This is a genomic window from Brevibacterium aurantiacum, assembly GCF_007558825.1.
Classification (GTDB): Bacteria; Actinomycetota; Actinomycetes; order Actinomycetales; family Brevibacteriaceae; genus Brevibacterium; species Brevibacterium aurantiacum_A.
The window spans coordinates 167,745-190,624 of record NZ_VLTK01000007.1 but is presented as its reverse complement, the minus strand read 5'-3'; the positions used below and the strand labels follow the sequence as shown (position 1 = coordinate 190,624).

The 22,880-nt window shown below is 63.7% G+C and carries 19 protein-coding genes; 12 read left to right on the top strand and 7 right to left on the bottom strand.

Annotated features, from left to right (window positions below):
• Positions 1–47 precede the first annotated feature (47 nt).
• Positions 48–1,652: a malate synthase A gene (gene aceB, locus FO013_RS13480; protein WP_143923083.1), complete on the bottom strand. Its 1,605-nt coding sequence runs from the start codon at positions 1,650–1,652 to the stop codon at positions 48–50.
• A gap of 274 nt (positions 1,653–1,926) precedes the next feature.
• A complete protein-coding gene (gene aceA / locus FO013_RS13475; protein ID WP_143923082.1) occupies positions 1,927–3,237 on the bottom strand; it encodes an isocitrate lyase in 1,311 nt (436 codons plus the stop codon).
• Positions 3,238–3,414: 177 nt separating this feature from the next.
• On the opposite strand from aceA, the gene FO013_RS13470 reads away from it, so the two are divergent.
• Complete coding sequence (locus FO013_RS13470; protein ID WP_143923081.1) at positions 3,415–4,866, top strand: helix-turn-helix transcriptional regulator; 1,452 nt, start codon at positions 3,415–3,417, stop codon at positions 4,864–4,866.
• Positions 4,867–4,915: 49 nt separating this feature from the next.
• Here the strand turns inward: FO013_RS13470 and FO013_RS13465 are convergent, their stop codons facing one another.
• Positions 4,916–6,511, bottom strand: a complete 1,596-nt coding sequence (locus FO013_RS13465) for an FAD-dependent oxidoreductase (protein ID WP_260848143.1) — start codon at positions 6,509–6,511, stop codon at positions 4,916–4,918.
• 37 nt (positions 6,512–6,548) lie between these two features.
• Between FO013_RS13465 and FO013_RS13460 the strand changes: the two genes are divergently transcribed.
• From FO013_RS13460 to FO013_RS13450, 3 genes are all read left to right on the top strand, one after another.
• Positions 6,549–7,769 carry a site-specific DNA-methyltransferase gene (locus tag FO013_RS13460; RefSeq protein WP_143923080.1) on the top strand — a complete coding sequence of 407 codons (1,221 nt, stop codon included), beginning with the start codon at positions 6,549–6,551 and terminating at the stop codon, positions 7,767–7,769.
• 92 nt (positions 7,770–7,861) lie between these two features.
• The gene (locus FO013_RS13455; protein ID WP_143923079.1) at positions 7,862–8,068 is read left to right on the top strand and encodes an FmdB family zinc ribbon protein; all 207 of its coding nucleotides are present in this window, start codon (positions 7,862–7,864) and stop codon (positions 8,066–8,068) included.
• A gap of 146 nt (positions 8,069–8,214) precedes the next feature.
• A complete protein-coding gene (locus FO013_RS13450; RefSeq protein ID WP_143923078.1) occupies positions 8,215–8,511 on the top strand; it encodes an antibiotic biosynthesis monooxygenase family protein in 297 nt (98 codons plus the stop codon).
• Positions 8,512–8,543: 32 nt separating this feature from the next.
• Here the strand turns inward: FO013_RS13450 and FO013_RS13445 are convergent, their stop codons facing one another.
• Positions 8,544–9,278, bottom strand: a complete 735-nt coding sequence (locus FO013_RS13445; protein ID WP_143923077.1) for a potassium channel family protein — start codon at positions 9,276–9,278, stop codon at positions 8,544–8,546.
• A 40-nt stretch (positions 9,279–9,318) separates the two neighbouring features.
• On the bottom strand, positions 9,319–10,653 hold the full coding sequence (locus tag FO013_RS13440; RefSeq protein WP_143923076.1) for a TrkH family potassium uptake protein: 1,335 nt from the start codon (positions 10,651–10,653) through the stop codon (positions 9,319–9,321).
• Positions 10,654–10,906: 253 nt separating this feature from the next.
• Between FO013_RS13440 and FO013_RS13435 the strand changes: the two genes are divergently transcribed.
• Positions 10,907–12,361 (top strand): APC family permease, encoded by a 1,455-nt coding sequence (locus FO013_RS13435; RefSeq protein WP_143923075.1) that lies wholly within the window; start codon positions 10,907–10,909, stop codon positions 12,359–12,361.
• 464 nt (positions 12,362–12,825) lie between these two features.
• On the opposite strand, the gene FO013_RS13430 is transcribed toward FO013_RS13435, so the two are convergent.
• The gene (locus FO013_RS13430; RefSeq protein WP_186293107.1) at positions 12,826–14,130 is read right to left on the bottom strand and encodes an aminomethyl transferase family protein; all 1,305 of its coding nucleotides are present in this window, start codon (positions 14,128–14,130) and stop codon (positions 12,826–12,828) included.
• Positions 14,131–14,286: 156 nt separating this feature from the next.
• Between FO013_RS13430 and FO013_RS13425 the strand changes: the two genes are divergently transcribed.
• The 3 genes from FO013_RS13425 (at position 14,287) to FO013_RS13415 (ending at position 16,713) form a co-directional block, all read left to right on the top strand.
• The gene (locus FO013_RS13425; RefSeq protein ID WP_143923074.1) at positions 14,287–15,147 is read left to right on the top strand and encodes a methylenetetrahydrofolate reductase; all 861 of its coding nucleotides are present in this window, start codon (positions 14,287–14,289) and stop codon (positions 15,145–15,147) included.
• 145 nt (positions 15,148–15,292) lie between these two features.
• Complete coding sequence (locus FO013_RS13420) at positions 15,293–15,793, top strand: carboxymuconolactone decarboxylase family protein (protein WP_143923073.1); 501 nt, start codon at positions 15,293–15,295, stop codon at positions 15,791–15,793.
• Between the two features lie 14 nt (positions 15,794–15,807).
• The gene (locus tag FO013_RS13415) at positions 15,808–16,713 is read left to right on the top strand and encodes a sigma-70 family RNA polymerase sigma factor (protein ID WP_260848142.1); all 906 of its coding nucleotides are present in this window, start codon (positions 15,808–15,810) and stop codon (positions 16,711–16,713) included.
• Between the two features lie 105 nt (positions 16,714–16,818).
• Here the strand turns inward: FO013_RS13415 and FO013_RS13410 are convergent, their stop codons facing one another.
• Positions 16,819–17,568 (bottom strand): IclR family transcriptional regulator, encoded by a 750-nt coding sequence (locus FO013_RS13410; RefSeq protein ID WP_143923072.1) that lies wholly within the window; start codon positions 17,566–17,568, stop codon positions 16,819–16,821.
• A 121-nt stretch (positions 17,569–17,689) separates the two neighbouring features.
• Here FO013_RS13410 and FO013_RS13405 point away from each other — a divergent pair, with 121 nt between their 5' ends.
• The 4 genes from FO013_RS13405 to FO013_RS13390 all read left to right on the top strand — a co-directional run bounded on the left by FO013_RS13405 (position 17,690) and on the right by FO013_RS13390 (position 22,866).
• Positions 17,690–18,466 (top strand): IclR family transcriptional regulator, encoded by a 777-nt coding sequence (locus FO013_RS13405; protein WP_143923071.1) that lies wholly within the window; start codon positions 17,690–17,692, stop codon positions 18,464–18,466.
• A gap of 141 nt (positions 18,467–18,607) precedes the next feature.
• Positions 18,608–21,121 carry a GcvT family protein gene (locus tag FO013_RS13400; protein ID WP_143923070.1) on the top strand — a complete coding sequence of 838 codons (2,514 nt, stop codon included), beginning with the start codon at positions 18,608–18,610 and terminating at the stop codon, positions 21,119–21,121.
• 3 nt (positions 21,122–21,124) lie between these two features.
• Entirely contained in the window at positions 21,125–21,901 is a 777-nt protein-coding gene (locus FO013_RS13395; RefSeq protein WP_143923069.1) for an electron transfer flavoprotein subunit beta/FixA family protein, read from the top strand.
• Positions 21,898–22,866 (top strand): electron transfer flavoprotein subunit alpha/FixB family protein, encoded by a 969-nt coding sequence (locus FO013_RS13390; protein WP_143923068.1) that lies wholly within the window; start codon positions 21,898–21,900, stop codon positions 22,864–22,866. Before FO013_RS13395 ends, FO013_RS13390 begins: the two co-directional genes overlap by 4 nt.
• The last annotated feature ends 14 nt before the right edge of the window (positions 22,867–22,880 follow it).

The following is a 22,880-nucleotide window of genomic DNA, read 5'->3' as shown; positions in this document are numbered from 1 at the left end:
GGGTAGTTGGTCTTGCCAGCAATGCCGACAGCGTCGGCGCCTGAGATTCAGGCCGCGAACACGGCGCCCTTCGACACCCTGTCGACCAGGTGGTCGGTGTAGGCGGGCATGGTGAGGAATTCGGGGAAGTCCTCACCCAGTGCGCTCTTGCGGAAGATCTCAACGGCCTCGGTGTAGTGGTCTGCGGGGTGGCGCTCGATGACGGCGAGCTCCTCGCCCATGTACCGTTCCACCAGGTCGCGTGTGACCTGCTTCCCGTTGTCCAGCGTCACCGAATGGCGGATCCACTGCCAGATCTGGGACCTGGAGATCTCAGCGGTCGACGCGTCTTCGAGCAGGTTCTCGAGTGCGACGTTGCCGTTGCCGCCCAGCCATTCGTTCATGTAGCCGATGGCCACACGGATGTTCAGGCGAACACCTTCCTCGGTGACCGTGGTGTCCAGACCAGACACGTCGAGCATGTGCTCGGCGCAGGCGTGGGCATCGACCCGGCGGTTGTCGAGCTGATTCGGCTTGTTGCCGAGTGCGGCATCGAAGACCTCCAGCGCGTCATCCACCAGTCCCGGCTCAGCCACCCAGGTGCCGTCGAAGCCGCGCGAGGCTTCACGAGCCTTGTCTTCACGCATCTTCACCAGCTCCGAGGCAACGAATTCCTTGTCCGGGTGAGTGGTCATGAGGTTGCCCATGGTCCCGATCGCGTGTGCTCCGCGGCGGTGGCAGGTCGAGACGAGGCGGTCTGCGAACGCCTGCAGCAGCGGCAGTCCCATTGTCAGGTGCTCGCGATCCGGCAGCACCCACTTCGGGGAGTTGCGGAAGTTCTTCACGAGTGAGAACAGGTAGTCCCAGCCTGCGGCGTTGAGGCCGGCGCAGTGATCGCGCAGCTCCCACAGGATCTCCTCCATCTGGAACACAGCGGTGATCGTCTCGATGTGAGCTGTCGCCCGGATGGTTCCCTGCGGAATGCCCATGTAGTCCTGTGCGAAGACGAAGATCTCGTTCCACAGGCGTGCTTCGCGGAAGGACTCGAGCTTCGGCAGGTAGAAGTATGGTCCCGAGCCGTTGTCGACGAGTCGGCGGGCATTGTGGAAGAAGTAGAGACCGAAGTCGACCATGGCGCCTGAGGTCTCTGACTGGCTGCCCTTGTCATCGACGTGGATCAGGTGCTTCTCCGGCAGGTGCCAGCCGCGGGGACGCAGGCCGATGGTGGGCTGCTCACGGTTGTTCACGCCCGGCAGGTTGCCGCGGATGGCGTTGAACAGGTTGAGCTGTCCGCCGATGATGTTGGACCAGGTCGGGCTGGTGGCGTCTTCGAGGTCAGCGAGCCAGACCTTCGCACGGGAGTTCAGCGCCGCAACTACTTCAGGTTCGGAGACGGGGCCGGTCAGTTCGACGCGGCGGTCTTCGAGACCAGGGGCTCCGGTCGCGCCGGCGACCTTCCAGGTGGTGTCGGCCCGGATTCCCGCAGTGTCGGGGGTGAACCTCGGGAACGTGCCGTTCCGGATGCTCTGCGCCTGACGTCCGCGGACTCCCAGCAGCTTGCCCAGACGGTCGCTGAAACGATCGTGGAGCGCCGCGATGAAGTTGAGGGCGGACTCCGAGAGGATCCTGTCGAAGCCTGGTTCGATGGGGGCGTTGATTTTGATGTGAGACATGGGGCTTCTCCTCACCCGTCGGAATGTGTGCTGCTGATGTGCGTTGCGGTGGCTGTGCTGCGGTGGTGCTGCGGTGCTGGTGGTGCGGTTCTGCGGTGGTGCTGGTGGTGTTGGTGTCGCCGAGGTTGTGGTTGAAGCTGTGATGTCTGGTGTGCCGGCGCGGACCAACAGTGCAAACCCCGTGAAAACACTGTCGATCCGCGCCGAGTACTAAGTGACCGGTTCCGGCGAGTCCGGTGTCCGTCGTCGCGTGACCGGTCGGGTCACCGAAGGCTCAGCTGAACTGAGCGGATTCGGTCGAACCGGCCAGAGCTGTCGTCGAGGACTCTGGGTTCAGCGCGGTCGAGACCAAATCGAAGTATCCGGTTCCGACCTCACGCTGGTGCTTGGTTGCGGTGTAGCCGCGGTCCTCGGCAGCGAACTCGCGTTCCTGCAGCTCGACGTACGAGGTCATCTGGTTGCGGGCGTAGCCGTGAGCCAGATCGAACATCGAGTAGTTGAGCGCGTGGAAGCCGGCCAGGGTGATGAACTGGAACTTGTAGCCCATGGCTCCCAGCTCACGCTGGAACTTCGCGATGGTGGCATCGTCGAGGTGCTTGCGCCAGTTGAACGACGGCGAGCAGTTGTAGGCCAGCATCTGGTCCGGGTATTCCGCGTGGATGGCGTCCGCGAACTGCTTGGCAGCTTCGAGGTCCGGTGTGGAGGTCTCCATCCACAGCATGTCCGCATAGGGAGCGAAGGACAGTCCGCGGGCGATGCCTGCTTCGATGCCGTTCGTGATCTTGTAGAAACCTTCAGAGGTGCGCTCGCCGGTGACGAAGCGCTGATCACGCTCGTCGATGTCCGAGGTCATGAGCGTTGCCGCTTCTGCGTCGGTACGGGCGATGACGAGGCTGGGCACGTTCTCGACGTCGGCTGCGAGGCGAGCCGCGTTGAGAGTGCGGATGTGCTGCGAGGTCGGGACGAGGACCTTGCCGCCGAGGTGGCCGCACTTCTTCTCAGAACCGAGCTGATCCTCGAAGTGCACACCGGCTGCGCCGGAGGAGATCATCGAGCGCATGAGCTCGTAGACGTTGATCGAACCGCCGAAGCCTGCCTCTGCGTCGGCCACGATCGGTGCGAACCAATCGTCGACGTTCTTCTTGCCTTCCGAGGTCTCGATCTGGTCGGCGCGCATCAGAGCGTTGTTGATGCGACGCACGACCTGTGGCACCGAGTTCGCCGGGTAGATCGACTGATCGGGGTAGGTCTGTCCGGCATTGTTCGCATCGGCGGCGACCTGCCAGCCGGAGAGGTAGATGGCGTTGAGGCCGGCCTTGACCTGCTCCACTGCCTGGTTGCCGGTCAGCGCACCGAGTGCGTTGACGTAGTCGCCGGACTTGATGTCGGTGGAGGCCACCTGGCTCCAGAGGCGCTCGGCACCGTGGCGAGCCAGTGTGTGCTCTTCGATCAGCGAACCGCGCAGTTTGACGACATCCTCGGGCTCGTAGTCACGAGCAACTCCCGACCAGCGGGCATTGGTGGCCCAATCGCGGCGGATGGCCTCAGCATCGTGCAAGTTGCTCTGCGTGGTGTTCTCAGTCATTCTCATTCACTCCTAGTCGTTCGGGGTTGGTGAGATCAGTCTGCCGTGACCGCAAGGGGGTCGATAGAGATTTCTCCGATGAATAATCGACTGTTTTCCGGTTTTAGAATTTCCGACGTTCTGTCATACTGATTCTCAGCACATGTGAACCACGCCACGATGTCGACTGGAGCCGCAATGACAAGCAACCAGACCGATCTGCGGGATGCCGAAGCAGAAGCGGACACCCTGAGCATCGGCAGAAGAATTCGGTTTTTTCGCAAACAGCGCGGCCTGACCCTCACCGAGTTGGGCGAGAAGGTGGGGCGTGCAGCCTCCCAGATCTCGACGATTGAGAACGGCAAGCGAGAAACTTCTGTCACCCTGCTCAGTGCCATAGCTAAAGCCCTGCAGACCGAGGTCGCCGAGCTCATCGATCCCACACCCGTCGATGGCAGACAGGCTCTTGAGCTTGAAGCCGAGCGCAATCAGGCCTCACCCATGTACTCCTCCTTGGGTCTGCCGCAGGTGCGGATCAAGTCGCTGCCCCATGATGCCCTCGAAGCGATCGTGGGTCTGCAGAGACAGCTCGGCCAGGTTCTCGAACGCCGTGCCGCGACTCCGGAGGAGGCTCGTCGGGCCAACCGGGAACTGCGCGAGCGGATGCGCGAGAAGAACAACTACTTCGCCGATCTGGAGACCCAGGCCGCGGAACTCCTGCGCCTGGCAGGATACGAATCGGGCACAGTCTCCCAGCGGCAGACGGCGACGATCGCTGAGAAGCTGGGATTCAGCCTCCACTACGTCTCTGACCTGCCCTCATCCACCAGATCGATTTCCGACACTGCGAACAATCGCCTCTACCTGCCCAATACCGATGCGGCCTTCGACCCGCGCTCACATCTGCTCACGAGCCTGGCCGCGCACGTGCTCGGCCATGATGCTCCGAAGGATTTCAGCGAGTTCCTCCAGCAGCGGGTGGAGGCGAACTATCTGGCCGCCGCTGTTCTGCTGCCGCAGAGTTCGGCGGTGCCGATGCTCATCGAGGAGAAGAAGAAGCGCGAGCTCTCCGTCGAGCATCTGCGCGATATGTTCGGTGTCGGCTATGAGATGGCCGCCCACCGCTTCACGAACCTGGCCACCGAGCACCTGGGTCTGCCCGTGCATTTCATGAAGGTCCACCGCTCGGGCACGATCCACAAGGCGTACTCGAACGACGGCCTGCCCTACCCCACCGACCCGCTCGGCGCGATCGAGGGCCAGTTCGCCTGCAAACGATTCACTTCTCGCACAGTGTTCCGCGTCGCTGACAGGTTCAGCCCGTACTACCAGTACACGGACACCCCTGAGGGCTCCTTCTGGTGCACCGCACGCGTACTGCCCGGCGGTGACTTCGCCATCAGTGTAGGTGTCCCCTTCGCCCACGTGAAGTGGTTCGAGGGACGAGAATCCCAGATCCGCTCCAAGTCAGCCTGTCCGGATCCCGCGTGCTGTCGCCAGGCGCCCGATGATCTGGCCGAGAAGTGGGAGAACCAGGCTCTGCCCTCGGCGCAGATGCATGCGTCTCTGCTGGCAGCGGTTCCCCCCGGTGCCGTTCCGGGCGTCGATGATACCGAGGTCTACGAATTCCTCGAACGCCACTCCGGCTGATTCGGACGGATCAGCCGTGTGTGCCGTCTGACGTCACCGAGAGCTCGCCTCAGCCGTCCGCGACGGCGGGGCCGTCGAGAACTTGGTTCGCAACACGTTCGGCCGTGGCCAGCGCCGAGGCGGCCCCTGACCTGGGGAGGCTTCTGACCATGGTGAGCCTGCCTCGCGTGGTCACCCGCAGCTCGTCCACGAGCGTGCCATCGGCGTCGATTGCCTGCGCGCGGATTCCGCGCGAGTCGGCCCGGACGGCCGAAGCGTCGATGGCAGGAACGAACTTCCGGATCTCCTCGACGAAGGCGGAGGTGCTCACGGCCGGCTTGGCTCCACGAGCAGCAGTCTTCGCTGTCTGCGCCGCGAACTTCCAGAATCCTTTGAAGCCGACGGTCGACCCCATATCGCCGAGGTCGAAGCCGTGCCTGTCATAGCGTTCGCGCCCCAGAGACACGATGGTGTTCGGGCCTAGGACCAGCCCACCTCTGATGCCTCTGACCACAGATCTCTCGGAGAACGGGGAGCTCGGATCGGGAACCGTGCTGATGATGCCCCGGACCACCTCGGCGGGGTCGTCGATGGCGGGGTCGTCGATGGCGTAGTAGTCGCTGGTGAACGGGACGATGCGAGGCGCCTCGTCGAAGCCCGCCGCCGCTGCCAGACGGTCGGCTTGGAGGCCGGCGCAGACGATGACGAGGTCGAACACCTCTGTGTCCTCTGGCCGGACCGTACGTTCGCGCGGGCGTCCGGCAGGTTCCCGGTGCTCGTCTGCACCGGTGTGCCGGGGCTCTCCCCCACCCGAGTGTCCAGAACGTCCGGAAGCGGGATTGGTGAACCGGTCGCTGAGGCTGCCGATCGTGTCTTCGACCTGTTTGAACCAGTCCTGAGAGCCGAAGCGGCTGCGCAGCTCGTCGCGGAAGTCGATGACCGGTCCTGTGGTGTTATCGCCGCGATAGGTCCGCGGAGCCTCGTACACCTGATCGTCCATATCCCTGTCGGAGCCGATATCGCCGTCGGAGCCTGAAGCGGAGTCATCGTCGGAGCTATCGGGGCCGACAGCGGGCTCGCTCTGCTCGGGCGCTGCCGTGCGCATGCGCAGGCGAACCTCGTTGCTCATCACGTCGAAGCCGGTGACCTCTGTGCCGAAGCGGAACGTGCCGCCGGCAGCGCTGACATCGGAGGCGAGCGCCTCGGTCAGGGCCGTGTAATCGGTGACGGCCGTGTGCGGTGCGTAGAGTGCGAGGACGCCCCTGGCGTTGGGTTCGACGTCCAACATCTCCTTACGGTCAAGCAGCCGGACTCCCGGAATCGAGTTCGCTTCGGCCCGGGCGAGGATCTCCTCGAGCCGATCGGCCTCGTCCGTATTCTGCGCAACGAGCAGCTGCCCGCACTCGCGGTAGGGGATGCCGCGTTCGGACACGAACGGGACCAGCAGCTCCACACCTCGGCGAGCGAGCTTCGACTCCTCCGAACCCGGCTGCGCAGCGAGGGCGGGATCCACGACTCCCGATGTGTGCCCGCTCTGATGCGCGGCGAGGCGGTCTGCCTTGTCGAAGACGGTGACTTCGGCGGCGGGGAGCCTGCCGGTGATCTCACGGGCGATCGCCACTCCGACGATACCGGCACCGACCACGGCCACTCGTGAAATACTCATACAGCAATCTTGGCACCGATCGCAGAGAAGGAGAAGGATGTCGACGGCCCTGAACTGGACTGGCAAGGACGCCGCCTTCGCCCTCGGTCGACGGCTGATCTCCGCGGATGCTTCCGGCCGCCTCGGCAAGGGACCGCACTTCCTTCGCGACGGCGACACCTACGTCCCCACCGTCGATGAGAACATGCTCGTCGTCGGGGACAATCTGCCGGCGCTGACCGCGCTGCTTGCCACGCACCGGGGACGGATCAAGGTCATCTACATCGATCCGCCGTACAACACGGGCAACGCGCTGGCGTATAAGGATCACGGGCATGATCACGCGAGCTGGCTGAACTTCATGACGCCGCGGCTGTTGCTGGCCCGCGAACTCATGCGCGAGGACGGGGTGATCTTCATCCACCTCGACGATGGTGAGAGTGCCTGGGCGCAGCTGTTGGGGCATGAGGTCTTCGGCGAGGCCAATTCGCTGGGCACCCTGATCCATCAGCGCGCGAAGGGCGGCGGCAACTCCCCTTCCTTCGTCCGCGGTCATGATTACGTCCACGTGTGGGCGAAGGTTGCTGATCAGGCGGGTGCGTTCCTGACAGAGAAGAAGGCGCCGGCGAAGCTCGAGATCATCGACGGCAAACGCATGCTCGTCGAAACCGATGTGCTCCGCGCCGGATTCGGCCGCTACGCTCGCGGCCAGGAACGTCGGCTCATGTACGAGGACATCCTCGAGGTCAAGGGCGCGAAGAAGCTCGCCGAGGTGGACGCGAAGTTGGGCACGGGAGAATATGTTCTGCGCGCCTGGGGCCCAGCGGGCAAACATGCTGTGGTGCGGGTGACGCCGGCGGAGAAGGCGAGCTCCAAGCTCTACTCGATCATCAAGGCCCTAGGAGGGCAGAACGACCTCGAGGATCTCGGGCTGGGTGGGATCTTCAGCTATCCGAAGCCCGTCGAACTGGTCAAGACGCTCGTGGCCTCCCAGACCTTCTTCGACCCCGAAGCAATCGTCCTCGACTTCTTCGCCGGCTCGGGCACAACCGCGCAGGCGGTGATGGCTGCCAATCAACGCGACGCAGGCTCACGCACGTTCATCCTCATCCAGACCCCGGAACCGCTGCAGACGAAGAATGCGCGCAGCCTGGTGGGCGCGGATTCCGAGGACGGCTTCCCCGAGATCAGCCGACTCACCGCTGAGCGGATCCGTCGTGCCGCGAAACGCCATCACCCCGAGCTTCGCTTCACCGAAATCGCCGTGGCCGAGCAGTGAATTCTCATCAGCATCCTTGAGTCTCTACTGGCGACAGTGTAGGAATGCATCAAGGCTGATCCGTCGGAAATGATTTCGAGAAGAGTGATCTTGTGCCCACCTACGTCTACCGATGCACCACCTGCGGCGACACCGAACGAGACTTTCCGATGAGCAGGAAACCCGAATCCGTCGCGTGCCCCGACTGCCACGGCACGGCCGAATCTGCTTTCACCTCCCCTCACCTCGGCGCCGGTTCCGGGACTGCCTTCGGCGTCATCGACGCAAAGAAGAAGACCGCAGACCAAGCGACCCGGTGAGAACTTCAGCGGAGATCCAGAATCGGATCGTAGGCTGAAGAACGACCGGTTTTCGCCGCTGGCTGCCGGTCGAATCAGCAGCTCGGCGTCGAACCCGGTCCCCGGATTCACCTCGGCGCCGCGAACCCTCTTCACAAGGAGCAATCTTGTCAGTCGTCGCCATCAACACCCTCGCCGTTCCCGAAGCCGCACGCGGTGAACTCGAGAAGCGCTTCGCGGCACGCAAACACTCCGTCGACGGTTCACCCGGCTTCGAAGGCTTCCAGCTGCTGCGACCGGTCTCCGGCGGTGACCAGTACTTCGTCTACACTCAGTGGGCCACCCGTGAGGACTTCGAGAATTGGCGCCAGGCTCGCAGGCCCTCCCACGAAACCAGCGGCGAAGAACCTGTCTCGGAACAAGCCAACCTCCTCGAGTTCGAGGTCGTCGACCTCGGCGACTGAGATTTGCCGTCGACGGGGCAGCGGAAAGCGCTCTAGCTGTCGTTGTCCTTGTCGAGTTCGCTGAAGGTCTCCACGTGCCGCGGTGTGCCGGCGATGAGGATCTCATCGTTGGCATAGAGCGTGACGTCGCGGTCGGCGATGTCCCAGGAACCGCCTCCACCGCGTTTGAAGGCGACGATCGTGACTCCGTATTCCGTACGCAGACCCAGCGACGCCAGCGGCACGTCGGCGACTCGCACCGGCGGTGTGGTTCTGGCGAGGACGAAATCCTCATCGATGGGCAGGAAGTCCGAGATGTGTCCCTTGATGAGGTGTGCCAGGCGCCGACCCATGTCGTTCTCCGGACTGACCACGTTCTTGACCCCCAGCTGATGCAGGATCTCGGCGTGGGGTTCGGTGATGGCCTTGGCCCAGATGTGCCGATTGCCCATTTTGAGGATGCGTGAGGTGATGAGGATACTCGCTTCGAGGTCGCTGCCCACTGCGATGACGACACGGTCGACCTCCACGATGCCGATCTGACGCAGAACCGTCTCATCGGTGGCATCACCGCGGGAGACGTATGTCAGCACCTCGGCGTGGTCCGACACGACCTCCTCGGAGATGTCGATGCCGATGACCTCGACTCCGTGCTTGACGAGCTCCCTCGCCAAGGAGCCGCCGAACCGGCCCAGACCGATCACGGCCACCGCGCCATGCCGGGCAGCAGGTTTCGGATTGCCGGCGAAGAACACCGCAGGCTTAGCCAACCAGGATTTCTCATTCATTTCGACGTCCTCTCTGAACTCTCAACGGTACTGTCATCCATCAGCCGATCAGCGGCCTTTCCTTCGGCAGTTCGAATCGCTGTGGGCGCACCCGCAGGGCCAGCACCGAGGCGACCGTCACCGGACCGAGTCGCCCCAGGGCCATCGTGATGATGATGACCACTTGGCTGAGTCCCGGCAGATCTGCTGTGATTCCCGTCGACAGACCGACGGTGCCGAAGCCTGAGATGACTTCGAAGAGGATCCGATCGAAACCGAGCGACGGAGCATCGAGCATGATGACCGTGGTTGCCACAACGATGAGTCCCGAGGACAACACGATGACCGTCGTCGCCTGTCTGTGCACGGACCGGGACACTCGCCGGCCGAGCAGATTCACCGCCCGTCCACCGGTGATCTCTGTCCATGTCATGGCCCCGAGCACGAGGAACGTCGTGATCTTCACACCGCCGGCGGTACCGGCGGGGCCTCCTCCGATGAACATCAGAATGTCCATTCCGAGCCAGGTCGCAGGATGCATCTGCGAGATGTCGACCGAGTTGAACCCGGCTGTACGGGTGATCGTGGACTGGAACGCCGACGCCTGGATCTTTCCCCACACGTCGAGAGTTCCCATAGTGTTCGGGTTGTTCCATTCGATCACCGCAATGTAGATCATTCCGGCCACGAGCAGCACCGGCGTCATGACGACGACGGCACGGGTGGTCAGACTCCATCTCAACGGTGACCGGTAGCGTCTCGCCAGTTCGATGACCACCGGATACCCGAGACCACCGAGGATGACGGCGCAGCTGATCGGGCCGCAGATGAATGGGTCCGCCACGTAGTCCATGAGGCTGGTGCTGTGCAGACCGAAGCCTGCGTTGTTGAAGGCTGAGACCGCGTGGAAGACCGCGCTCCATACCGCTTCGCCCAGCGGCTCGTCGTAGAAGAGGCGCAGACGCAGGAAGAGCGCCACAGCGACGACGAACTCTGCTCCCACGGCAAGGACGACGATGCGCCGCACCATGGGTGCGATTCCTCCGATCGCAGAGCTCTTGGTCTCCGTGGCCACGGACTGGCGAAGTCTCAGACCCGTCTTGCCCGCCACCACGATCGCCAAGAGAGCGGTGAAGAGCAGGACACCGAAGCCTCCGATCTGGATGAGGGCGAGGATCACCGCCTGCCCGAAGAAGGTGAAATCTCCTCCGGTGTCGAGAACCGCCAATCCGGTCACGCTCAGCGCCGAGGTGGCGGTGAAGAGTCCGGACAGCAGCGAGATACCGCCCGGTGCCACCGTAGCGGCAGGCATCATCAGCAGTCCCGTACCGATGACGAGAGCTGTGAGGTATCCGATCACCACACGGGCGATGGCATCACGATGAGTGCTGTGCACAGCGAGAAATCTAGCACCATGTCACCCGCCGAACTCGAGACACGGCGAACTCACAGGTCGGGTCCTTGCAGCCGCCAGCACAACAGCCACCGGGTTGCCCGCTCCGCGACCCATAGGCTCTGGCTGACAGCACTCATTTGCTGAGTGATCGCACCCGTGTCCCTTTCGGAGATGGCGTTGACATTACCGGCCGGAAACTCTCAGAATCCTGCTACTGTGCACAACAGCACAGTCGGGTGAAAAGAGGGATGCGATGTCGCAACAGCAGACAGAGGTCGGAGACCGGGGCCACGGTTTCGTCAAGGCGCTCGGCACGGTCGATGCACTTTTCATCGGATTCGGGGCGATGATCGGCTTCGGCTGGGTCGTCCTCACCGGAGAATGGCTCAGCGGTGCCGGCACAATGGGCGCAATCCTCGCATTCGTCGTCGGCGGCATCATCATGTGCTTCGTCGGCACGGTGTACTCCGAGATGGTCGCTGCCATGCCGCACGCTGGAGGTGAGCACAACTATCTCATCCGGGCGATGGGTCCCAAGGTCTCACTCTTCGGGTCCTGGGCGATCACCGGCGGATACATCAGCGTTGTCATGTTCGAAGCAGTCGCAGTGCCGAAGACCGCCTTGTACCTGTTCCCGAACCTCGAACACATCAAACTGTGGACCATCGCCGATTTCGATGTGCATCTGACCTGGGCGCTTATCGGCACCGTGACTGCGATCATCATCGCTTGGATCAATATCCGCGGAGTCAAGCTTGCTTCGCTCGTGCAGACGTTCGTGGTCTCGTTCCTCATCCTCGTCGCCCTGATGCTTCTGACCGGCGGTCTGGTCGGCGGTGAAGCCGTCAATGCCGAACCGCTCTTCACCGGTGGTGCCGCAGGCTTCATTGCAGTAGTCGCCGTCGTACCCTTCCTCTTCGTCGGTTTCGATGTCATCCCGCAGTCGGCAGAGGAGATCAAGCTCCCGCCAGCAAAGATCGGCAAGCTCGTCGTCATCTCGGTCCTCATGGCGATTACGTTCTACATCATCATCATCGCGATGACATCGCTGGCAATGCCTGCATCCGAGCTCGCCAACCATGACCTCGTCACCGCGGATGCGCTGGCCACGATGTTCAATTCCGCCTTCTGGGGCAAGCTCGTCATCGCCGGTGGACTCGCCGGCATCATCACCTCGTGGAACGCATTCCTCATGGGGTCGTCCCGCCTGATGTGGGCCATGGCCGTGGCCGGCATGCTTCCCGCCTGGTTCGGCAAGCTGCACCCCAAGTACCGCACCCCCATCAACTCGATCATCTTCATCGGAATCCTCTCCGCCCTGGCTCCGTTCCTCGGCTCAGCGGCCCTGGGCTGGATCGTCGACGCGGGTTCACCGGCAATCGTCATCGCCTACTTCCTCGTCAGCGTCGGGTTCATCATTCTGCGCAAGCGCGAACCTGCGATGGGTCGCCCCCTGCGCATCGGCGGCAAGGGCAACGGCGGCATGGTCATCGGCACCATCTCGGCCGTGCTCACCCTGGCGCTCTTCATCCTCTACCTGCCCATCACTCCGTTCTCCGCGCAGCTGGCGTGGCAGTCGTGGGCGATGTTCGGACTCTGGCTCGCCGTCGGCATCTTCTTCATGTTCCGCCTGCCCACCGGGATCAAAGCAGGGCCCAACGCCGAAGACGAACTCCTGGCCAAGGTGAAGTCGCTGCGCAAGAAGTGACTCGGTGAGAATCAGCCGCAGTGAGAAGCGGCCTGCGACACGGAAGCTGAATCTCAGCAGCAGTCACTTCACCGCTTCGTGAGAGCGCAGCCAAGACCATAGTGCGGCCATCGGAGACATCTCCGATGGCCGCACTTCGTTGCACGCGTGTTGGTGGGCTCCACCTCACCGCAAGCCGCAAATCACCCCGCCGCAGATGTATGAATCGGCACGACCAGTGCCTCAGGTGAAACCAGCGGTTGCTATCGGCACCGCGGGGAGGCAGCAGCCGTGCGGGGAGGCAGCAGCCGCGCGGGGAGTCTTTGGCTCTGCGGGGAGCAGGATGCCCAACTGTGGTGAGCGAGATACCCAGCTGGGGGCACAAGCGAGCGCGGCCACCGGCATAGTGCACGGTGACCGCGCTCGGATCAGGGGAGCGGGACTCAGAGGCAGAGACCTCCCACTATCCGGTCACTCGCCGCCGATCAGACGGCGGCGTCGAGGCCGTTCATCTTCAGGCGTTCACGCTGGTTGGGGTTGACGCTTGGTCGGAACGGCATCTCCACCACCTCGGCGCGGACGGGCTCTCCCGGTGTGTCGGCGAAGGGCTCGGGCAGATGCACCCAGTATTCGGTACCCAGCTCACTGGCGTCGACCGGCACATGGGCCATTGCGATATTGGCTTCGAGCTCCGGCGAATACCACGGTGACGTCACGTAGCCGACAGCCTCGCCTCCAGCGGTGGCGCTGACCAGCCAGAAGTCGGGGGCGTAGTCCGTGATCGGATTGCCGCCGACCAACAGCCCCACGAGCTGGGTCCGAAACGGTGGGGTTCCGGCTGCGATCTGCTCACGAACAGCTTCGAGCTTCGCCTTGCCGATATAGTCGGCCTCCTTCTTCCGCGGCACCTGATAGGCGAGGTTGACCTGGAACGGGTAGGTCTCGAAGTCCATGTCCTGACCCCACGAGAGGATGCCTGCCGCGATCCGGCGGTGATGGCTGGGGGCGACGACCTTGAGGTTGTAGGGAACGCCGGCTGCGAGCACCGCGTTCCACATGTCCTCGGCATACTTCGTCGAGTCCTTGAGGTAGATCTCGTAGCCCTTCTCCCCCGTGAACCCGGTCTGGGAGATGATGACATCGTGCCCGCCGACCTGAGCCTCCATGAGCCCGTAGCTGGGCAGGGTACGTCCCTCCTCACCGACGAGGTCGGCGATGACGTCGACGGACTTGGGTCCCTGGACCTGCACCGGCGAGACATCGATCTCCGCAATGGTGACATCGAATCCCTTGCCGACATTGACGCCCTGCAGCCAGAGCATGAGATCGGTATCGGAGAGGCTGAACCAGAATTCGTCGATCGCCACCCGCAGCAGGATCGGGTCGTTGAGGATGCCGCCGGCCTCATTGCACAGGATCACATAGCGAGCGCGCATGACTGGGATCTTGGTCGCGTCACGGGTGATGACATAGTTCACGAACGCCTCGGCGTCGGGACCCTTGACCTGGATCTGTCGTTCAACGGCGACGTTCCACAAGGTCACGTCGTTGACGAGGGACTGGTACTCGACCATCATCCCGCCGTCTTCGCGGGGCACATAGCCGCGCGGGTGGTACATCCGGTTATAGATCGAGGCCCGCCAGCAGCCTTCCTGCATGGACAGCTCCCAGTACGGAGACTTCCGCACTCGGGTGTCGATGAGCATCTCGACCGGCGTGGGGCCTGATTGGCGTAGGTTGATTGGGACTTGTCTGTCGCTTTGGTCCACTGATGGAACGTTGTTGTCCATGATGTTCCCTGCCTCAAACAGTTCTATAATATGGAACTGGATTCCCATATTATGGGTATATTTAGTGTAGGATCGAAGCATCGGCGGACGCAAGGGTTTCCGAAGTAAATCATCATCCGCCGACCACTTCCCAGGAGTCTCTCAAGGGAGTCGAGGATGTCACAGGAAGTTCTGGCCTCACTGCTGAAGTCCGCGCGGTACGAAATCCTCCCCACCGCGGGCGTGGTCGACCGTGTCCACGAATATGTCGTGCCCGGCCGCGTGATCACCGTGACCGCCTCGACCGGTCTGACTCTTGAGGCGACTCTGTCCACGGCAGAGCAGCTGCAGGCGCTCGGATTCCATGCGGTGCCCCACATCGCGGCACGAATGGTCCAAGGCAGAACCGAACTCGAGGAGATCGTCGACCGCCTGACGCAGGCCGGCATCGATCGGATCTTCGTCCCGGCCGGCGACGCCACCCCTCCTGCGGGTGGCTATGCGGGAGCACTCGACCTCATCACCGACCTCGCAAGCATGGCGGCACCGATCCAGCACCTCGGCGTCAGCGCCTATCCGGAGACCCATCCGCTCATCCCCGACGATGTCACCGTCCAAGCGATGTGGGACAAACGCGACTACGCCACCCACCTCGTGTCGAACCTGTGCTTCGACCCTGGGACCATAGTCACCTGGCTGGCCAGGGTACGAGCACGCGGCATCGATCTGCCACTCATCCTCGGCATCGCGGGCAAGGTGGAATTGACGAAGCTGGCCCGAGTCGCATCGAAGATCGGGGTCGGCGAATCGACGCGGTTCCTGCGCAAGAACACCGTCACGTTCACCAAGATGGCCAAACCCGGCGGCTACAACCCCCGGAAGTTCCTCGACAAGCTCGCACCTGTGCTGGACAACCCGACCATGGGCGTGGCCGGCCTCCACATCTATACCTTCAACCAGATCAAGGACACGGAGATCTGGCGGCGCAGGCAGCTTGCGGCTCTCGGCCACAACGACGAGGTCCCAAGCACATCCTGAGGCAGCAGACGTGCCTGAGCGACAACAGATTCGTGTGACCATGTCACACTTCGAGCCTGCCATCCGACAAACTTGGTGACAGGCGAAATACGTCTGTAGCAGCGTTCACACCGGAACGTGCCGTTCCTGTCAGGAAAGGACACTCATGGCTCGCATCAGCCTCGACAAAGTCAGCAAGAAGGGGTACTCCCATGTCGCTCGGCTCGACACCTACTGCCGCACTGCACTCGGCGACGAACTCTACGATCTCATCAAGCTCCGCGCCTCAATCGTCAACGGCTGCGGCTTCTGCGTCGACATGCACTCCACCGATTTGGAACGGCTCGGCGTCCCGTCCCGAAAGCTCTTCGCTGTCTCCGCCTGGCAGCACGCAGGTGCCCTGTTCGATGAGAGTGAGCGCAGCGTATTCGCCCTCACGGATGCGGTGACGAAGCTCGGCCCGGAGACCGTGACGGACGAGATCTGGGACGAGGCGGCCAAGCACTTCAACGCCGAGCAGCTCGGCGACCTGCTTCTGGCCATCTCCACGATCAACATCTGGAATCGCCTGGCGATCGCCACCGAGACCACTCCACCGGTCGACGACGAGTCTGCAGCGCCCGCCGAGGTGACCGCTGCCTCGGGCGCGGAATCATCGGCCGACTGATCTACATTGGATGGGTGGACGAGATCGAACTCGGCAACGCCGAAGACACAGACACCAGCACCGAGGCGACCCGAGCCTGGGACGTTGAGAAGGGTCGTCTGTTCGGAATCGCCTACCGCATCCTCGGCGATGCCGGCCATGCTGAAGATGTGGTCTCAGAAGTCGGCATTGCCGCAGTCGTCCACGAACGCAAGACCGGCGAGGCCATTGCTTCCTGGCCGGCCTGGCTGACGACGGTGGGCGTACGACGTGCGATCGACCGCTCCCGGCAGCTCTCACACATCAAGGAGGACTATCCTGGCCCGTGGCTGCCGGAGCCGGTCGCGACCGATCAGCTGCCTGAGGACGCGGTCGCGAACCGGGAGCTGTTGTCGCTGACTCTTCTCCACCTTGCCGAGCAGCTGAGCCCAGAGGCTCGAGCGGCCTTCGTCCTGACTCGGGCATTCGATATGAGCGCCGAGGAGGTCGCCCGGATTCTCGCGAAGAAGCCGGCCGCTGTGCGGCAGATGGTCTCACGGGCGGCGCGCCGTCTCGACGTTGACCAGCCGGTGACTCGCGCAGCGGACAGGACGGTGCTGACTCGCCTCATCGACGCCATCCACAGTGGGGATCTGTCCACTGCACTTTCGCTGCTGCTGGCCGAGGACGCCGTGTTCTGGGCAGATGGCGGAGGAAAGATCTCCTCCGCGCTCAATCCGATCTTCGGTGCCGAACGGATTACACGGTTCTTCAGCTCCGTCATCACACCCGGCGACTCCAGCGGCCTGGACTTCAAGGGGATCGTCGAAGTCAACGGCGGAGTGGTCGTCGCTGTGGTTCGTGGCGATCACGACCATGTCCTTGAGGCGCAAGTCGATGCCGCCGGCCGCATCTGCAGCCTGCGGCTGGTGAGTAATCCGGACAAGCTGGGTCGGATCTGAACTCGCAGGAGAACTTCTCATTCCTCACCGGGTTGAGGTCGATCAGACGTGAGAGAGATGCTGCCACCACCGCGAGAATGTCGATGACATGAGTCGGGAGCGTGCCTACCGGTGGGTGACCTTGCGCTTGAGGCTGCGGGAGAGCAGGCCTGCCTCGTCGACGAGGAGTTTGCCGACGGTCTCGTGGTGGTCAGCGATGCGCATGGTCGGGCCCGAGATGCCAACGGCTGCGACGACGCTGCCGTCAACGCCGTACACGGGTGCAGCAAGGGCATCGAGTCCCTCTTCGAATTCCTCGTGCACGAGCGCATATCCGCGTTCGCGCACCTCGGCGAGGTTGTCCATGAGTTCCTTCCGGGACCCCAGGGTGTACGGGGTGCGCCGCTCCAGCCGGCCGGAGGGGACCGGAATGATTTCGAAGGCGTACATGATCTTGCCCAGCGCCGAACAGTGCGCCGGCACCTCCACGTCGACCCAGTTGGTGGCGCCGAGGACGAAGGTCGAATCGACCTGCGCGACCTGCACGACGCCCGTGGAGCTCGGAACGGCGAGGTTGACCGTCTCCCCGGTCTCCTCACTCAGCCGCTGCAGCGTGGGATCGGCCGCCGTGACCAGCGTTTCGACGCGATCGAAGCGCGAAGCGTAGGTCGCGAACAGAGAACCTCCGCGATAGAGCCCCTCGCCGTCACGTTCGACCAGCCCGTTGCGCTCGAGGGCGGAGAGCAGGCGTGAGACCGTCGAGCGAGCCAGCTCCGTCGACTCCACCACCTCGGTGTAGGAGATCGGGTCATCCGACTTCACCACCAGCGACAATATCTCTGCCGCGCGATCGATCGACTGGGTCCCATTGCTCATAGCGCTCAACTCCGTCGGGGAAAGATATGCCGCGGCACCATTGGCACTCCGGCGGCATTCACCCTACATCACACGTGGTTCGCCTCTGTCCGTGTTGTGTCATGTGAGCTACAGTTTCGGGATGAGCAACAGCGAGACGCACTCCGGCTCCGTGCAGTCGGTTGACCGCGCGGTCACGATCCTCGAGGTCATCGCCCGCACCGGGCTCGCCGGCGTCACCGATATCGCCGCCGAACTCGGCGTGCACAAATCGACGGCGTCGCGCATCGTCTCCACGCTCGAGGCCCGCGGCCTCGTCGAACAGGACCAGCATCGCGGTAAGTACCGCCTGGGTCTTGGCATCCTCCGTCTCGCCGGGGCCACCACCGCACGCCTCGACATCGTCCAGGAAGCCCGCCCCGTCGCGAAGCGCTTAGCCGAGCAGACCGGTGAGACGATCAACGTCGCCGTCCTCTCCGACGGTGCGGCCCTCTACCTCGACCAGGTATCGGGCAACGCCTCTGTCCAGAGCCACAACTGGGTCGGCCAACGCATCCCTCTGCACGCAACCTCGAACGGCAAGGTCCTCCTGTCGGGCCTGAGCGAGACCGGCATCCGCACCGCGCTCGAGGCGAAGCTGCCGACCTACACCCCGCACACGGTGACCTCGATCCCCCACCTGCTCACCGAAGTCGCCGAGGTTGTCGCCGCCGGGCACTCGATCGTCGTCGACGAGCTCGAGGTCGGCCTCACCGCCGTGTCTGCACCCATCCGCAACGCCCACGGCGATGTCATCGCCTCGATCTCGGCCTCGGGCCCCGGCTTCCGCTTCACCGACGCAAAGGTCGATGCCGCCAAGGACCTGCTGGTGGCTGCGGCGGCCGACATCTCGTCACGGTTCGGCTGGCGCGAGCGCTGACGAGCGCTCGCTGAACAAACCCTTGACACACCTCGGCGGGCGGAGGACGATCGAAGCACCCAGTTTCACATAGTGCGTCACGTTGCATATTACGCAACATGTGCCGTTGAAGGCGAAGATGCCTTCGGAGAGGAGCCTCCTATGGCTTCCATTCCCACCCAGGCCAGTGTCGTTGTCGTCGGTGCAGGCATCGTCGGCAACAGCCTCGTTCACCATCTGGCCGAGCTCGGCTGGAGAGACATCGTCCAGGTCGACAAGGGCCCGCTGCCCAATCCTGGCGGCTCGACCGGCCACGCCTCGAACTTCATCTTCCCGGTCGACCACTCCCGCGAGATCACGGATCTCACCCTCGACAGCGTGCGCCAGTACAAGGAACTCGGCGTCTTCACGCAGTCCGGCGGGTTCGAAGTCGCCCGCTCCCAGGAGCGCATGCAGGAGCTGAGACGACGGATGGCCTCGGCGAAGGCCTGGGGCATCGAATCCCACCTGGTCACCCCCGAAGAAGTCGTCGAGAAGGTCCCCTTCCTCGACCCCAGTGTCATCGTCGGTGCCTTCTGGACACCGACGGTCGGCGTCGTCGACTCCGTGGGGGCGGGGACGATGATGCGCGAATCCGCGCAGAACAAGGGCGCGCTCACGGTGTCACCGAACACCGAGGTGACCGGCATCGACGTCGAGAACGGGGCGATCGCACGCGTCCACACGACCAAGGGGCCGATCGAGACAGATAAGATTCTCATCGCCTGCGGAGTCTGGAGTCCGCGCATCGCGGCCATGGCCGGTGCCGCGATCCCGCTGACTCCGGCGGTGCACCAGATGATCAGCGTCGGCCCGGTTCCGCAATTGGCCGAGCAGACGGGTGAGATCTCGTTCCCGATCGTGCGCGACATGGACACCTTCTGCTACGAACGTCAACACGGCTCGGACATGGAGATCGGCTCCTATGCTCACCGGGCGATTCTTCACGAACCCGACGAGATCCCATCGATCGAGGCCGCGAAGCTCTCCCCCACGGAGATGCCCTTCACCGACGACGATTTCGACCCGCAGCTCGAACAGGCCCTCGAACTCATGCCCGATGTCCTGTCCAACCCTGAGGTCGAGATCCGCTACGCGATCAACGGCCTCCTGTCCCTGACTCCCGACGGTGCTCCCATCCTCGGCGAATCACCTGAGGTCAAGGGCTTGTGGTCGGCGGCAGCGGTGTGGGTCAAGGAAGGCCCGGGCGTGGGACGAGCCGTGGCCGAGTGGATGACGAACGGATGTCCGGAGGTCGACGTGCAGGGCGCCGACATCGCCCGTTTCCACCCGCACCAACGCACTCGCGAACATGTGCGGGCCCGCACCTCGGAAGCCTTCATCAAAACCTACGGCATCGTCCACCCGGGCGAGCAGTGGAACTCCGACCGCAATGTCCGCCTCTCCCCCATGCACGAGCGCGAGAAGGAACTCGGCGCCGTATTCTTCGAAGTCGCCGGCTGGGAGCGCCCCCAGTGGTACGCATCGAATTCGCCGCTGCTCGAGGAATTCGGCGAGCGCGTCATGGACCGCACCGCCGAATGGGACTCGCGCTGGTGGTCACCGATCATCAATGCCGAACATCTGGCACTGCGCGAGCGCGCCGGACTCGTCGACCTCTCGAGCTTCGTCATCTTCGATGTATTCGGACCTGCGGCCCTCGATGCCGTCCAGTCCATCGTGCTGGCCCAGATGGACGTGAGCGTCGGTCGCGTCGTCTACACCCCGGTCCTCGACGAGGCCGGCGGGTTCCGCTCGGACCTGACCATCATGCGACTGGCCCACGACCGATTCCGCGTCGTCACGGGCGCCGCCCACGGCATGGTCGACCTCAAATGGTTCGCCGATCGGCTCCCGGAGACAGGTGCCCAGATCGCCGACCTCACCTCCTCGTGGACGACGATCGGCCTCTGGGGGCCACGAGCACGCGACATCCTGTCCGAGGTCACGAACGCAGACGTCTCCCACGAAGGCTTCAAGTTCGGCACAGCCCGGACCATCGAAGTCGGCTCACTGCAGGTCCTGGCCTCCCGCATCTCCTACGTCGGCGATCTGGGTTGGGAGCTCTACATCCCCATGGAATCCGGACTCAGACTCTGGGACGTCCTCACCGAGGCGGGGACAGAACACGGCCTCGTGCCCGTGGGACTCGGCGTCTACGGCACGACGGGCCGCATCGAGAAGGGCTATCGCGCCTTCGGTGCCGAACTCGACTCCGACCGCAGTGTCATCGAAGTCGGCATGGCTCGGCCGAAGGTGAAGTCGCAGGGCTTCGTCGGCCGCGACGCCCACCTGCGCCACCGTGAAGAGGATCCGAAGGCGATCCTGTGCTCGCTCACGGTCGATGATCACACGAGCGCCAGCGGCGAGAAGCGCTACATGCTCGGCGGGGAACCCATCCGATCACAAGACGGGCAGCCGCTCATCGACGGGCACGGGCACCACGCCTTCGTCACCTCGGCGGGGTCAGCCCCGAGCTTGGGCAAGCACGTCCTCATGGCATTCCTTCCTCCCGCCGAGGCGGTCCTGGGCAACCAGCTCACCGTCGTCTACATGGAAGAGGCCTACCCGGTGACGGTGGCCTCGATCGACGCCACTCCACTGTTCGATCCCGACAACAAGAGCATCAGAAGGTAGACGATGGACATCCTCGTGTGCATCAAACGCATCCCCGACATCTCGGGCCAGATCACGCTCGACGGCTCCGGCACGGACATCGATGACTCGAACCTGGGCCACACCACCTCGGCGCATGAGGAATGCGCGGTGGAGCTGGCCATCCAGACCGCGGCAGCCACCGGCGGCAAGGTCACGGTACTGACATTGGGCCCCGCCGAGGCGGTCGAACAGCTGCGCGCGGCCGTGGGCGTGGGCGCCAATGACGGAATACTCATCGAGGCCGAGGATCCGGGTGCTTTCGGACCCGAGGACATCGCCCAGGTCATCGGCGACGTCATCCGCGACCGCGCCGAAGGGGGCCAGAGCTTCGATCTTGTGCTGCTGGGCAATGATGCCGCCGACACCGGCGACTTTCAGGTTCCCATCCGACTGGCCTATGACCTCGAGTACCCCGTGCTGACGAGCATCTCGACTTTCTCTCCCGGCGACGGACCCGTGATCGAGGCCCGCGGGATCGGTCCCTCGGGCACGGAGATCTTCTCGCTCGAACTGCCTGCCGTCATCGCGGTCCAGGAGGGCGGCGTCGACCCGCGCTATCCCTCGATCACCGGACGGATGAAGGCGAAGAAGGCTCGCATCGCCGAATATGTGGCACCTGAACCGGGTGCCGGAAATCCGCGCATCGGCCTCGAACTGCCACCGGAGACTGCGAATGAGGTCACCATCCTCGGCGAGGGCCCCGATGCAGCTGGAGCCCTGGTCGACGTCCTGGAAGAGATCGGAGTGATCAGATCATGACTCTCGTATTCGTCGAAACCGATGAGAGCGGTCAGGTGGCGCTGACGTCGGCCGAGGCGCTCACCTTCGCCCGCACGAACGCGGACGTCTTCGCCGGTTCGGTCCTCGAAGCTGCCGTCATCGGCACGCTCAGCGAGTCCGCCCACAGCCAACTCGCAGCCCTCGGTGTGGACCGAATCCACCACCTCGAGTCTGCTGATCTCGAGGCGTATTCGGCCACAGCTTGGGCGCAGGCCCTGGTCGACATCGCGCCGGAGACCGGGGCGGTTCTGGCCTCGGGCACTCCGCGCGGAATGGAGCTCATGACGCATGTGGCTGTGAGAACCGGGGAGCGGATGGCGGCCAATGTCGTGGCCGCCGATGAGGAGGGACTGCTGCGGCAGGTGCTCGGCGGGGCCGCGTTCGAACGTCTTCAGCTCGGCGGTGACCTGCAGGTTCTCACCCTCGCCGGTCACGCCTGCAATCCCGAGGAGACTACACCGACGACACCGGAGATCCTCAGCCACTCCCCGGAATCGGCGGCCGAGGATCTGCGCACCCGCGTTGTCCGCACCGAGGTCGAGACCGCCGCTGACAATGACACCGCGGGCCTGACCCAGGCCCGCGCCGTCGTCGGTGCTGGTCGCGGGGTCGGTTCGGAGAACGGATTCGGCGAGGTCCTCGAACTCGTCGACCACCTCGGCGGGGCACTGGGTGTCTCTCGTGTGGTCACGGGACTGGGCTGGCGACCGCATTCCGAGCAGGTCGGTCAGACCGGCAGTCGGATCACACCCGATGTCTACATTGCGTGTGGAATCTCCGGCGCGATCCAGCATATGGCCGGCATCGAGGGTGCGAAGACGCTCATCGCAATCAACACCGATGAGGAGTCGACGATGGTCCAGCGTGCCGACTACGCAATCATCGGCGACCTCCACGAGGTCGTCGGGGCCGTCAATGAGGAGATCCGGAGCCGCCGCGGCTGACCTTCGCCCCTGAG

Coding starts and splice junctions, on each gene's coding strand:
- aceB (WP_143923083.1), bottom strand. CDS start 1,652: ATGTCTCACATCAAAATCAACGCCCCCATCGAACCAGGCTTCGACAGG.
- FO013_RS13445 (WP_143923077.1), bottom strand. CDS start 9,278: ATGAATGAGAAATCCTGGTTGGCTAAGCCTGCGGTGTTCTTCGCCGGC.
- FO013_RS13425 (WP_143923074.1), top strand. CDS start 14,287: ATGTCACAGGAAGTTCTGGCCTCACTGCTGAAGTCCGCGCGGTACGAA.
- FO013_RS13405 (WP_143923071.1), top strand. CDS start 17,690: ATGAGCAACAGCGAGACGCACTCCGGCTCCGTGCAGTCGGTTGACCGC.
- FO013_RS13470 (WP_143923081.1), top strand. CDS start 3,415: ATGACAAGCAACCAGACCGATCTGCGGGATGCCGAAGCAGAAGCGGAC.
- FO013_RS13430 (WP_186293107.1), bottom strand. CDS start 14,130: ATGGACAACAACGTTCCATCAGTGGACCAAAGCGACAGACAAGTCCCA.
- FO013_RS13460 (WP_143923080.1), top strand. CDS start 6,549: ATGTCGACGGCCCTGAACTGGACTGGCAAGGACGCCGCCTTCGCCCTC.
- FO013_RS13390 (WP_143923068.1), top strand. CDS start 21,898: ATGACTCTCGTATTCGTCGAAACCGATGAGAGCGGTCAGGTGGCGCTG.
- FO013_RS13410 (WP_143923072.1), bottom strand. CDS start 17,568: ATGAGCAATGGGACCCAGTCGATCGATCGCGCGGCAGAGATATTGTCG.
- FO013_RS13465 (WP_260848143.1), bottom strand. CDS start 6,511: ATGAGTATTTCACGAGTGGCCGTGGTCGGTGCCGGTATCGTCGGAGTG.
- FO013_RS13395 (WP_143923069.1), top strand. CDS start 21,125: ATGGACATCCTCGTGTGCATCAAACGCATCCCCGACATCTCGGGCCAG.
- FO013_RS13435 (WP_143923075.1), top strand. CDS start 10,907: ATGTCGCAACAGCAGACAGAGGTCGGAGACCGGGGCCACGGTTTCGTC.
- FO013_RS13420 (WP_143923073.1), top strand. CDS start 15,293: ATGGCTCGCATCAGCCTCGACAAAGTCAGCAAGAAGGGGTACTCCCAT.
- FO013_RS13400 (WP_143923070.1), top strand. CDS start 18,608: ATGGCTTCCATTCCCACCCAGGCCAGTGTCGTTGTCGTCGGTGCAGGC.
- aceA (WP_143923082.1), bottom strand. CDS start 3,237: ATGACTGAGAACACCACGCAGAGCAACTTGCACGATGCTGAGGCCATC.